The sequence below is a fragment of the Nesterenkonia sp. DZ6 genome, from assembly GCF_022565835.1.
GTDB lineage: Bacteria > Actinomycetota > Actinomycetes > Actinomycetales > Micrococcaceae > Nesterenkonia.
This window is the reverse complement of sequence record NZ_JAJOYW010000002.1, coordinates 585,133-596,409: the sequence shown is the minus strand read 5'-3', so window position 1 is coordinate 596,409 and position 11,277 is coordinate 585,133. Positions and strand designations below refer to the sequence as shown.

At 65.9% G+C, this 11,277-nt stretch carries 10 protein-coding genes, 2 tRNA genes and 2 rRNA genes; 10 read left to right on the top strand and 4 right to left on the bottom strand.

Going from position 1 to position 11,277, the window contains the following annotated elements:
- From LTH93_RS08485 to LTH93_RS08455, 7 genes are all read left to right on the top strand, one after another.
- Positions 1-86 (top strand): 23S ribosomal RNA (locus tag LTH93_RS08485); the annotation flags it as partial.
- 298 nt (positions 87-384) lie between these two features.
- Positions 385-501 (top strand): 5S ribosomal RNA (gene rrf, locus LTH93_RS08480).
- A gap of 156 nt (positions 502-657) precedes the next feature.
- Positions 658-734 (top strand) — tRNA-Pro (locus LTH93_RS08475).
- Between the two features lie 234 nt (positions 735-968).
- The gene (locus LTH93_RS08470; RefSeq protein ID WP_241470658.1) at positions 969-1,805 is read left to right on the top strand and encodes a CPBP family glutamic-type intramembrane protease; all 837 of its coding nucleotides are present in this window, start codon (positions 969-971) and stop codon (positions 1,803-1,805) included.
- A gap of 275 nt (positions 1,806-2,080) precedes the next feature.
- Positions 2,081-2,371, top strand: a complete 291-nt coding sequence (locus LTH93_RS08465) for an amphi-Trp domain-containing protein (protein WP_241470657.1) — start codon at positions 2,081-2,083, stop codon at positions 2,369-2,371.
- Between the two features lie 398 nt (positions 2,372-2,769).
- Positions 2,770-3,324 carry a hypothetical protein gene (locus LTH93_RS08460; protein WP_241470656.1) on the top strand — a complete coding sequence of 185 codons (555 nt, stop codon included), beginning with the start codon at positions 2,770-2,772 and terminating at the stop codon, positions 3,322-3,324.
- A gap of 75 nt (positions 3,325-3,399) precedes the next feature.
- Positions 3,400-3,957, top strand: coding sequence for a TetR/AcrR family transcriptional regulator (locus LTH93_RS08455; protein WP_241470655.1), 558 nt, complete (start codon positions 3,400-3,402; stop codon positions 3,955-3,957).
- Between the two features lie 14 nt (positions 3,958-3,971).
- Here LTH93_RS08455 and aceB read toward each other — a convergent pair whose 3' ends face one another.
- Positions 3,972-5,573, bottom strand: coding sequence for a malate synthase A (gene aceB / locus LTH93_RS08450; RefSeq protein WP_241465548.1), 1,602 nt, complete (start codon positions 5,571-5,573; stop codon positions 3,972-3,974).
- 95 nt (positions 5,574-5,668) lie between these two features.
- On the opposite strand from aceB, the gene LTH93_RS08445 reads away from it, so the two are divergent.
- Complete coding sequence (locus LTH93_RS08445; protein ID WP_241465547.1) at positions 5,669-6,451, top strand: IclR family transcriptional regulator; 783 nt, start codon at positions 5,669-5,671, stop codon at positions 6,449-6,451.
- Here the strand turns inward: LTH93_RS08445 and LTH93_RS08440 are convergent.
- From LTH93_RS08440 to LTH93_RS08430, 3 genes are read right to left on the bottom strand one after another with little or no spacing between them, the layout of a single operon-like run.
- The gene (locus tag LTH93_RS08440) at positions 6,432-7,703 is read right to left on the bottom strand and encodes a DUF4032 domain-containing protein (protein ID WP_241465546.1); all 1,272 of its coding nucleotides are present in this window, start codon (positions 7,701-7,703) and stop codon (positions 6,432-6,434) included. The two genes, LTH93_RS08445 and LTH93_RS08440, sit on opposite strands and share 20 nt — an antisense overlap.
- Before the next feature lie 9 nt (positions 7,704-7,712).
- Positions 7,713-8,522: a trehalose-phosphatase gene (otsB, locus tag LTH93_RS08435; RefSeq protein WP_241465545.1), complete on the bottom strand. Its 810-nt coding sequence runs from the start codon at positions 8,520-8,522 to the stop codon at positions 7,713-7,715.
- 2 nt (positions 8,523-8,524) lie between these two features.
- On the bottom strand, positions 8,525-10,060 hold the full coding sequence (locus LTH93_RS08430; protein WP_241465544.1) for an alpha,alpha-trehalose-phosphate synthase (UDP-forming): 1,536 nt from the start codon (positions 10,058-10,060) through the stop codon (positions 8,525-8,527).
- 156 nt (positions 10,061-10,216) lie between these two features.
- Here LTH93_RS08430 and LTH93_RS08425 point away from each other — a divergent pair, with 156 nt between their 5' ends.
- Both LTH93_RS08425 and LTH93_RS08420 read left to right on the top strand, forming a co-directional pair.
- The gene (locus LTH93_RS08425; protein ID WP_241470654.1) at positions 10,217-11,125 is read left to right on the top strand and encodes a DsbA family protein; all 909 of its coding nucleotides are present in this window, start codon (positions 10,217-10,219) and stop codon (positions 11,123-11,125) included.
- A 53-nt stretch (positions 11,126-11,178) separates the two neighbouring features.
- A tRNA-Thr gene (locus tag LTH93_RS08420) sits at positions 11,179-11,251 on the top strand.
- Positions 11,252-11,277 lie beyond the last annotated feature (26 nt).

The window sequence follows — 11,277 nt, the reverse complement described above, 5'->3', positions numbered from 1 at the left end:
CCAGACTACTGGGTTGATAGGCCAGATGTGGAAGCGCAGCAATGCGTGAAGCTGACTGGTACTAATAAGCCGACCACTTACACCACACTCAATGTGTGCTCGGTGAATTTTTAATTGAACACTGCGTGTTCGCGTCCACTAGGCGGTTCTCTGCCAACAACCCCGCATGACCCATGGTGTCTCTTGTTTGAGGCGTGTGGGTGTGTGGGTCAGAGTCAGACCACCCCTGCGTGTCATCACTGTGTGATGGTGTGGCAGGTGTGTGTAGTTCAATAGTGTTGTTGTGAGTTTAGGTTTACAGCATCTTCAGTACCCCTGTTGCGGGTGTCAGGTCGTGGTGATCTGGTGCGTGTGGTGGTGTGGGAAGTGGTGTTGTTCTAGAGTTACGGCGGTCATAGCGTGGGGGAAACGCCCGGTCCCATCCCGAACCCGGAAGCTAAGGCCCACTGCGCCGATGGTACTGCACACTGGAGTGTGTGGGAGAGTAGGTCGCCGCCGGACACTATTTGGTAGAGAGGGTTCAAGCCCGGTCCCCTTCGGGGGACCGGGCTTGACCTGTATCCAGGGATGTTTCAGCTGTTTTGCTCGGTGGACACGTTCCTGGCTAAGATGAAGATCTGTGTGCGGGAAGCCGATGGTTTCCAGAGTGCAGGACTACGGGGTGTGGCGCAGCTTGGTAGCGCGCGTCGTTCGGGACGACGAGGTCGCAGGTTCAAATCCTGTCACCCCGACCATGTCGGCTGAGGGCCGTTGACCTACAGAGATGTAGGAGCAGCGGCCCTTCTTGCTGTCTGATTCCCCTCTGAGGGCGGGCCACGAGATGTTGCCCGGCCAGCCGAAGTTCGGCAGCTCAGACCTCAGCCAGGTGTCGATCGCCTCCACTCAGGTCGAGCCCGAGTCGTGGCCGGTGATCGGAGGGTCGACCTGCGGCCCTTGGCCGCTGTTCCACGCGTGGTTAGCCTATTCATATGGAGGCTCGACGAGGCGTCGCCACCTACCTGTTGGTGAGTTTCGGGTGGACGTGGTTGCTATGGATCGGGGGGTGGTGGCTCGGGGATGTCCGTGCGGCACCGGTCACCCCGCAGATGACGCTCGTCGATGTCTGGGCCATGATCGGTGCGGTCGGATTCCTTCCGCAGCTCCTCTTCGCTCTGGGCGTCTTCGGACCGCTGCTCGGTTATCTGGCAGTCGGCCGGTACCGGCCCTTCTGGGGGCGGCCGACTCCTGAGACCGTCTTCCTGGCGACGGCCGTACCCGTCGTCACAGCAGTGCCTGCGTTCGTGGTCACCATGGCTTCGGGCATTGCTGTGGCGGATGTCTCCGCGAGCGCCGCGGTTGGGGCTGTCGGCGTCTATTTCGTCTCCAACCTCCTGACCAGCGGGACCGAGGAGTTCGGCTGGCGTGGGTTCCTGCATCCCGTGCTCCGGGAGCACGACGCCACCTTCTGGGGCGCCGCCTGGAAGGGCGGCCTCGTCTGGGCCGTGTGGCACTACCCGCTGATGGTGATGCTGTACTGGCAGCTTGGGCCGGTCATGGTCCTCACCATCGGCGGGTTCACCGCGAGCATCGTCGCAATGGCATGGATCACAGCGTTGGTCTATGAGCGCAGCAACTCCCTCGCCCTCGCCGCGCTCCTGCATGGTCTGAACAACACGGCCGGGTTCGCCCTGGTGCTGTTGTTTCCGGGGACTCCGTTCACCGTAGTGAGTGCCGTGATGGCGTGGGTCGTCGTCGCAGTGCTGGAGCGACGCTATCGAGTCGATGCGCAGCCGTCCTCCCAGGGTGGATCACCGTCCAGCGCGTAGGCCCAGCACAGCCCCAGCCCCTGACCCGATCCGAGCGCGCGTCGGTGTTCCGGTCTTGACCTGACTGGCTCTGTCCCAGGCCAAAGACCGGTGGCCAACTCTTCCGTCACGGTAGACAATGGGTGTCAGGCCGGTCCGGCCATGAGCCGCTGGCCTGCCCGCCCGGCTTCCTGATCGCGGAGGGGTCCGTTGACGTTGGCCCTAGGTGGTCGAGAGCCGAGAACTTCATACGCATGTGCCGATGCGGCTCGGGCACAGAACAACAGGAGGTCGATATGTCATCGAATGCCAGGACCTTGCTCAAGTGCAAGGAGGTGCTGACTCGTGCTGAGCTGGCAGACTTCCTGAACGTCCTCGCAGACCAGATCCGGGAAGGGGATATCGACCTGTCTCTCGATGGTCAGCGGGTGCGCATCCGAGCGGAAGAACAGATAGGCCTTTCCGTCGAGGTCAAAGACACGCCTAAGTCAGGCCACGTCAAGCGGGAGCTGGAGCTGGAGATGTGGTGGTCCCTCGCTGAGCGCCAGGAATCTCCTTCGTCCGGTGGCCAGGATTCCAGCGACTAGCGCTCGGTGCCCCAGCACCACGGCATCCGGCGCAGCTCAGGCGGCCCGACATGGACTCCTCGGTAAGCGTGCCCATGAGTCCCAAGCTGACTACGTCTCCGGGGCTGGCGCCGCATGGCAGGTGCGACGCGTTCCGGCAGATCTCAGACCCCAACTGACCGCTGGTCGAGAATCAGTATGGCGGTCTTCCAGAAGCAGATCTCCATCGGGAAGGGGTCCCGCCTCGGTGTTCAGAGTCTGTCCATCACCGCGATATATCCTGTACTGATACTCAGCAGCATGAGCAGGAGGTCGTCATCGGCTCTGAACTCTCGCGCGGCGAACATCAGGGCACCGACGCCCAGCGCCGTACGCATCTCGCCCTTCCCCTGCTTGCCTTCCTGCTCGGGTTCGGTCTCATGCTGCTCATCATGCTCCCCAACCTCTGGGCGATCCTGGCCGGAACCGTGGTAGGCGGTGCGGCCGCCGCAGGGACATATGGCGCCGTCGTCGGCCGTGCGCAGAGCCGTCTGCGCCGATCCGTGCGGCTCAATGATGACCAGCAGCGGCTGCAGGACGAACTGGCCGCGATCAGCGCCACGGTGCGCAGCCGGTCAGCGCAGCTGCCGCCCTCGACCCAGGGTCAGCTGCGAATGATGGTGGTCGGGCTTGAGGAGATCGTGGAGCGCTGGGACGCCTTGTCCCGGTACCCGGCTCACCAGGATGCCGTGAATCGGACCATCCACCGGCACCTTCCGCGCACCCTGGAGCTGTTCCTGGCCCTGCCCGACAACGAGAAGCCGCGCCACGCGGCGGAGTTCAAGGCGCAGATCGGTCTGCTGGCCGAGGGAGTGGCCAAGACCCGCGACACCCTGGTGTCCAAGAACCTGCAGGCGCTGCAGACCAACCGATGGCTCATCGAAGAGTCCATGACGGACCCCGATGAGAAGCTCTTCCGCGACAGCGGCCTGTAGGTGCGTCGGTGACGACCCAATGCCCGTCTCGAGTCTGCGACTCTTCGCCCCTGATTCCGTGAGGAGCTATCACCCTTGGCACTCTCCCTGGAGCTGATCATCAGGACGGCGCGATCGTTGCTGATCCAGTACGGCCTCCAGGACGTGTCCATGCGTCGCCTGGCCAAGGAGCTCGACGTCGCCCCGGGCGCCCTCTACTATCACGTGCCCAGCAAACAAGAGCTGCTGCGCACGGTGGCCCACGAGATCCTGACGCCGCTGCGCACCGAGTCCGGTGACGCCTTGCAGCTCATGCTGCGGTTCCGGGAACTCGTGCTGCCGCTGCGCGACGTGGGCGATCTGCTGCTGCTGGCCTACGCGCTCGATGTCAGCCTGCCGCCGGCCCAGCTGCTGCCTGAACGGCTCGTCACGGCGGGATGGCCGCGGGACGAGGCGAGGGACACGACCGCTGTGGTGATGCGTTTCGCGCTGGGGGCGGTGGCCACCGAGCAGAACCAGGCTCTGCTTGAACGCCCCGCCACCGCCACCGCCACTGCAACCGCCGCCGGCCAGGCCCCGGACGCACCGCAGGCCATGGAGGCAGAACGTATCTACCTCCATGGCCTGCAGAGACTGCTGATCAGACCAGTCTGATCAGACCGAACCGATCAGGGCATCAGCTCGTAGGCCGGCAGGGTGAGGAAGTCGATGTACTCCTCGTCCAGGACCAGGGCGCGCACGATGCCGGCTGCGGGCTCGAAGTACTTGGAGAAGGTGTCCGCGTCGGTGATCTCCCCACGCAGGCGCTCCACCTCTTCATCGAGCAGCCGTGTGACCAGGTCGGGGGTCACCTTCACCCCGGTATCGGCAGTGATCGTGCCGTTGTGGATCTGCTGCCAGACCTGGGAGCGGGAGATCTCGGCCGTCGCGGCGTCCTCCATCAGGTTGTGGATCGCCACGGCACCGTTGCCGGAGAGCCAGATGGCGGTGTAGTAGACCGCGACGTAGAGGTTCATCCGCACCCCGGCCTCGGTGACGTCACCCTCCGCGGCGGCGACGTCGAGCAGGTCCGCCGCCGAGACGTCCACGTCGTCGCGCTGGCGGGCCAGCTGGTTCGGCTGGTCTTTCAGCACCGCGTCGAACTCGTCACGGCAGAGGTCCACCAGATCGGGGTGGGCGACCCAGGAGCCGTCGAAACCGTCAGCGGCCTCACGGGACTTGTCGTCGCGGACCTTCTCGATGGCCTTGGCGGTGACCTCGGGTTCGCGCCGGTTCGGGATGAAGGCTGCCATCCCGCCCATGGCGAAGGCGCCGCGCTTGTGGCAGGTCTTCACCAGCAGCTCGGTATAGGCCCGCATGAAGGGCTGCGTCATGGACACCTGCGCGCGATCCGGGAGGACGAACTTCTCGCCCGAGGCGCGGAAGTACTTGATCATCGAGAACAGGTAGTCCCAGCGTCCGGCATTGAGCCCGGAGGCGTGATCACGCAGCTCATAGAGGATCTCATCCATGTGGAACGCGGCGGGCAGCGTCTCGATGAGGACCGTGGCGCGGATGGTGCCATGGGGGATGCCGAGCTTCTCCTCGGCGAAGCTGAAGACCTCATCCCAGAGCCGGGCTTCCTTATAGTGCTCCAGCTTCGGCAGGTAGTAGAAGGGGCCGCGGCCCTGTTCGGTGAGGGTCTTCGCGTTGTGGAAGAAGTGCAGTCCGAAGTCCACCAGGGCGCCGATGGCAGGCGTGCCGTCGAGCTGGAGGTGCTTCTCCGGCAGGTGCCAGCCGCGCGGCCGCACGACCACGGTCGGCAGTGTGATGTCATCGCGCAGGCTGTACTGTTTGCCCTCCGGCGAGGTGAACTCGAGGGTTCCTGATGCGGCGCCGGCGAGGTTGCGCTGAGCGTCGATCACGTTGAACCAGTTCGGTGCCAGCGCATCTTCAAGGCAGGCCAGCCAGACCTTGGCGCCGGAGTTCAGCGCGTTGATGGCCATCTTGGCAGGGGCTGGCGGACCCGTGATCTCCACCCGGCGATCCTGCAGCGCGGCCGGGTGCTCGGCGACGCTCCAGTCCGATTCGCGCACCTGTGCGGTCTCGGCCGGGAAGTCCACGGTGCCGGAGCTCGCCGCCTGGGCCTGCGCGGTGCGCCGGTCCTCGAGGAGCTCGTTGCGGGTTCCTGCGAACCGGGTGTGGAGCTCTTCGAGAAACGCCAGGGCCTCATCGGTGAGGATCGCCTCGGTGCCCGGGACCTCGTAGGGGGCGTGGATGGTGATGCTCATGCGCTGCTCCTTTGCAGGGATGAAAAAACTGTGTCGCCGAAAAACAGCGACGCGGGTGCTCTCGCTCACACCATTCTTGGCATAGAGTTCGCATCATGGAAGCCAATGTCCGCAATGCGGACTCTCAGCGGGTGCAGGTCGTGGAGCGCGCCTTCAATCTGCTCAATGTGCTGGCCGGCCTGGGCGGGTCCGCGACGGCCGGGGAGCTGAAGGCCGCCACGGGTCTCGCCGGGCCCACGGTGCACCGGCTCCTGCACACGCTGATGGGTGTGGGGGTGGTCCATCAGCTCAGCGACAGGCGCTACGCGCTGGGTGCGAACCTGGTGCCGCTGGGGGAGTCCGCCACCCGGCAGCTCGGCGGACCCGCTGTGCCGCAGATGCAGGCACTGGTGTCGGAGCTCGGTGAGAGCGTGAATCTGGCGGCCATGGAATCGGAGATGATCGTCTACATCGGGCAGGTCCCCTCGCCGCACACGATGCGGATGTTCACCGAGGTGGGGCGCCGAGCGCACCTGCACTCCACCGGAGTGGGCAAGGCGCTGCTGGCCGGGATGGACCCGGTGCGGGTGCGCGAGATCCTCGCCGCCACCGGCATGCCTTCGCTGACCGAGAAGACGCTGACCCGCCCGCATGCGCTGCTGGAGCAGCTGCCGCGGATCGCCGCCCAGGGCTACGCCCTCGACGACGAGGAGCAGGAGATGGGAGTGCGCTGCCTCGCCGTCGTCGTCCCACACGGACCCTCACCCATGGGACTCTCCGTCTCCGGGCCCACCGGACGGATGCACGACAGCTTCGTCCGGCACGCGGTGCCGCTGATGCGCCGCACCGCGGTGGAGATCGGCCGCCGGATGAGCCGGCTCAGCCCTCGCCACGGTTGAGCCGGTCCAGCTGATCGATCACGTCCCCGGGAGGATTGATCATCAGCGTGGCCTCGTCGCGCAGGCCTTTGAGCTCCTCGTCGATGAAGGAGGGAAGTGCCTGGTCCAGGCTGATATCGCGGTGCTCCCGCTCGGAGAGCCGCCAGCGGTGATCGATGAGCTGGTGCATGATCTCGGCCGGCTCCAGCTTGTTGCGCAGCTCCTTGGGGATCTGGGAGATCATCGGTTCGAAGACCTGCTGGGTCCACATGTGGGCCGCCACCGCCTCGTCCCCATGCGGGTCGGTCTGGGCCCGGTAGGCGTCGATCGCGCCGAGAAGCCGCCGGGCCTGGTTCTCCTGGACGTCGAGTCCGGTCAGGTTCATCAGTCGCCGCTGGTGGTGGCCGGGGTCGACCACCTTCGGGCGGAGCAGGAGCTTGGAATCCTCACGCATGGTGCGGATGTCATACTCCTCGACGTCGAAGCCCAGCTCGTTGAGCCTCCGGATCCGCTCCTCGATGAGCCACTGCTGGTCCGGGTTGAAGGCGGTGTCACCGGTGAGCTCCTGCCACAGTCCGCGGTAGGCGTCGATGAACTGGTGCGAGGTGGCGATCGGATCCACGTCCTCGTCCACCATGCCGCCCTCCATCAGGTCCATGAGCTCCCCGGCGATGTTCACCTGGGCCACGTCGAGGTCGTGCTCGCGCTGACCGGTGGAGAGCTTCGGGTGGATCTCACCGGTCTCGGCGTCGACCAGGTAGGCGGCGAAGGCGCCGGCGTCGCGCCGGAAGAGCGTGTTGGACAGGGAGACGTCGCCCCAGTAGAAGCCGATCAGGTGCAGCTCCACCATCAGCAGCGCCTGCGCGTGGATCAGCCGCCGCAGCGTCTCCTTGCGCATCATCTGGTTGAACACCGCACGGTAGGGCAGGGAGAAGCGCAGGTGCCGGGTGACCAGGGCGGGAGAGAGCTCTTCGCCCTCCGGGGTGGTGCGGCCGGTGACCTCGGCCACGGGCTTCACGCAGGGGGCCCCGAGCTTGCCCAGCTGACGCAGCATCCGGTACTCGTGCCGTGCGGCCCGCTCAGAGGTCTCCTTGACCGCGATCACCGATCCACCCAGGTAGGCGAAGCGCACGATGTGTCGGGAGATGCCGCGCGGCAGGGCGGCGATGATGTCCTCGGGCCACTCCTCCAGCGGCAGATGCCAGGGAAGGTCCAGCAGCTCCTGAGGAATGGTTCCTGAGGCGGTGAGTCCGAGACCGGGGATGGTCATCATGGGCAGTCCTTAGGGTGTCGGGCGGGTGTCCGAGCGGGAGGTGCTGCGTCGCTGCGCGATGAGGCGCAGCACCGCGGCGAGATCTCTCGGCTCGGCGATCCGGTGGCCGGCCGCGGTCTCGCCGTCGCCCACCTTGATGCCGATGTCTTCGCCGTCGAGGACCGCGAAGCCGTGTTCATCGGTGACATCGTCACCGGCGAAGAGGACCGCGTCAGGGGCGGTGTGCTCCCGCAGCTCGGTGATCCCTTCACCCTTGGTGGCCAGGACGACGACGGACTCCAGCACCTTCTTGCCGTTCTTCAGGTAGGCGCCGTCGACCAGCGACAACGCTGCCCGGCCGTGTTCGAGGACCCGTTCACCCAGTTCATCTCCTGCCACCTTGCGCACGTGCAGGGCGGCACCGGCGGGCTTGTGCTCCACCCAGGCGCCCTCGGCGTCGGCGGCCACCTCCTCGAGGGTGGAGATGATCTGTTCGCGGGCCATCGTCTCGGTGGTGTTCAGCTCCAGTCCTGGGGCATCCTCGCCGAGGTCCTTCTCCGCGCCGTGGGAGCCGATCAGCAGCGCGCCGTGGGGCGGCTTGGCCAGCTCGCGCAGCGACTCCAGCGACCGCCCGGAGACGTAGGCGATGTCCACGCCCTCCATCTCTGCCAGGGCTGCGATGGCCGCGGCGTTCTCCGGGACCGGCCGTGCGGCGGCGGCGTGGGAGACCAGCTCGGCCACGCATCCGTCGAAGTCCAGGGCGATGAGGATCTTGGGGAGATCGGCGAATCGCTCCAGGGCGATGCTCAGCGACTGCTCCATGTTCAGCGACGCCTCCATGCTCAGTCCTTCACGATCGCGGAGCCGGTGAGCTCGCCCAGACGGTCCAGGAAGTCAGTCGCCCAGCGCCGCACGTCGTGGTGGACCACCTGGCGGCGCAGATTCTCCATCCGTGCGCTGGCGTCGTCGCTGTCCATGGTGGTCGCGCGCAGGATGGCGGCCTTGAGCTCCTCGACGTCATGGGGGTTGATCAGCAGCGCCTGGCGCAGCTGATCGGCGGCGCCGGTGAACTCCGAGAGCACCAGCACGCCGTCGTCGCCGCGCCGTGCCGCCACATATTCCTTGGCCACCAGGTTCATCCCGTCGCGCAGCGCGGTCACCAGCATCACGTCGGCGGCCATGTAGAGCGCCACCATCTCCTCGACCGGGTAGGAGTGGTGGAGGTAGCGGATGGCCGGGTGGGAGAGCGTGTCGAACTCGCCGCTGATCCGGCCCACGGTCTGTTCGATCTCCTCCTTGAGCAGGCGGTAGCTCTCCACCCCCTCACGGGAGGGGCTCGCCACCTGGACCATGCAGACCTGGCCCACGGTCAGCGACCCGTTCTGCAGCAGCTCTTCGTAGGCCTTCATCCGGTGCCGGATGCCCTTGGTGTAGTCCAGTCGATCCACCCCGAGCAGCACGGTCTCCGGGTTGCCCAGCTCCTCGCGGATCTCCTGGGAGCGAGCGATGATGTCCTCGCGCTTGGCCAGCGCGGTGATGGTCGCGGTGTCGATGGAGATCGGGAACTCCTTGGCCTCCACCAGGCGGGCGACCCCCGCCGGCGGGGCCGAGTTCACCCGCACCGCGGTGCCACGGTCAGCATCGGCGTTGAATCCGACCAGCGGGGAGCCATGATCCGGGGCGTTGGTCTGCAGCGGCACGTGGATCGTCGCGTCCTCCACGTAGTAGCCCATCCGGTTGTGCACCGCGCGGCGGAAGTTCGAGGCGTCGGAGGCGCGCTGGAAGCCGATCAGGTCCGCCCCGAGCAGTCCGCGCAGCACCGAGTGGCGCCAGGGCAGCTGTGCGAAGAGCCCCGGGGGAGGGAACGGGATGTGGTTGAAGAAGCCGATGGTCAGATCGGGGCGCAGGTCGCGCAGCATCGCGGGCACCAGCTGCAGCTGGTAGTCCTGGACCCAGACGGTGGCCTTGTGGGCGGCAACCTCGGCGGTGTGCTCGGCGAAGCGCTGGTTGACCCGGCGGTAGGCCTCGAACCAGTGCCGGTGGAAATCCGGACGAGCGATCACGTCGTGGTAGAGCGGCCAGAGCGTGCCGTTGGAGAATCCTTCGTAATAATCTTCGATGTCATCGCCGGTCAGCGGCACCGGAACCAGATGCATGTCGCCGTGGTCGAAGGGCTCCAGGACGTCGTCGGCAGCGCCGTGCCAACCGACCCAGGCGCCTTCTGAGCTCTCCATCAGGGGGGCCAGGGCAGTGACCAGGCCACCGGGGGAGCGCTCCCAGCCGGTGGTCCCATCCTCGTTCGTGACGTGATTGACGGCCAGACGGTTGGCCACCACCACGAAGTCATAGCCGTTGCCGTTCTCGATATTCTCTGGCACGAGACACACCTTTCATGCGTAGCTGCAGACACCCCCTGGCGACAGCGGAGCCATCGTCATGAGCCTATACCCTGGTATCCGGCCTGAGCCTGACCCTGTATCTTGAGCACTGCCGGATCCCGATCACGGCACGATCACGACATCAGCCACACACCGATGACTGTCCAGGCACGCCGGGACAGTCATGATCCACATCAGTCACCGGAGAAGACCATGGCTCGCAGCTCAGAATCCCCTCGCAGCGCCAATGCGCGCGAACAGGCCCGCAAGATGCAGCAGGAGCAGGAGCGTAAGCAGAAGCTCACCTCGGTGCTGCTGCGCGTAGGCGTCGTCGTGGTGGCGCTCGCCGTCGTCGTGGGACTGACCATCTTCGTGCTCAACCGTGATGACTCCGGGGCGGCGCCCAGCGAGGGCCCGGCCCCCGCGGCCGCCAACGAGCAGGGCGGATTCGTGCTGAGCTCCTCCACCGAGCTCGCCGAGGGCGACGACCTCGGCCAGATCGACGCATCCAACGTCGAGGACCCCGATTCCGAGCTGCCTCCCGGGGTTGCTGAGCGTGAAGCCGGCGAAGCTCCGCACATCATCATCTACACCGACGCCTACTGCATCCACTGCGCCAACTTCGAAGCCGAGCACTCGGCGCAGATGGGCGAGTGGCTCGACGAGGGTCTGGTCACCGTGGAGTACCGCTCGGTCGCCTACCTCTCCTCCTCCACGAACTACCCCGCTCGTGCGGCCAACGCCTTCGCCTGCATGGCGGAGGAGTCCCCGGAGAGCTACTCCGAGTACCTCGGAGCGGTCACCGCCAACCGGGTCAACAACGATGAGATGTCCAACGACCAGCTCACCCAGCTGGCCGACGAGACCTTCGGCGCTGACATCGGTGAATGCATCGAGGACGGCACCTACCGCGCCTTCGCCAGCTACACCACCCGCCACGCCCAGGCCGCCGGCATCGAAGGCACCCCGAGCGTGTACGTGGACGAAGTCTCCTGGGCCGACTCCGAGCGTCCGTTCCGCGAACTGGTCGATGAGCACATCGAGGAATACCAGTCCGAAAGCTGATGTTGAGGAACTGATACCATCAGTGACTGGCGCCCTGCATGGCAGGGCGCTGCGCCTCCTTAGCTCAGCTGGTAGAGCAGCTGTCTTGTAAACAGCAGGTCGTCGGTTCGAACCCGGCAGGGGGCTCTTTCAACCCCAGAGTGGTATCACCC

What these genes read in the sequence shown, in the direction of transcription:
- otsB (WP_241465545.1), bottom strand. Translation starts at nt 8,522, where the DNA reads ATGGAGGCGTCGCTGAACATGGAGCAGTCGCTGAGCATCGCCCTGGAG.
- LTH93_RS08465 (WP_241470657.1), top strand. Translation starts at nt 2,081, where the DNA reads ATGTCATCGAATGCCAGGACCTTGCTCAAGTGCAAGGAGGTGCTGACT.
- LTH93_RS08425 (WP_241470654.1), top strand. Translation starts at nt 10,217, where the DNA reads ATGACTGTCCAGGCACGCCGGGACAGTCATGATCCACATCAGTCACCG.
- LTH93_RS08470 (WP_241470658.1), top strand. Translation starts at nt 969, where the DNA reads ATGGAGGCTCGACGAGGCGTCGCCACCTACCTGTTGGTGAGTTTCGGG.
- LTH93_RS08445 (WP_241465547.1), top strand. Translation starts at nt 5,669, where the DNA reads ATGGAAGCCAATGTCCGCAATGCGGACTCTCAGCGGGTGCAGGTCGTG.
- LTH93_RS08440 (WP_241465546.1), bottom strand. Translation starts at nt 7,703, where the DNA reads ATGATGACCATCCCCGGTCTCGGACTCACCGCCTCAGGAACCATTCCT.
- LTH93_RS08460 (WP_241470656.1), top strand. Translation starts at nt 2,770, where the DNA reads ATGCTGCTCATCATGCTCCCCAACCTCTGGGCGATCCTGGCCGGAACC.
- aceB (WP_241465548.1), bottom strand. Translation starts at nt 5,573, where the DNA reads ATGAGCATCACCATCCACGCCCCCTACGAGGTCCCGGGCACCGAGGCG.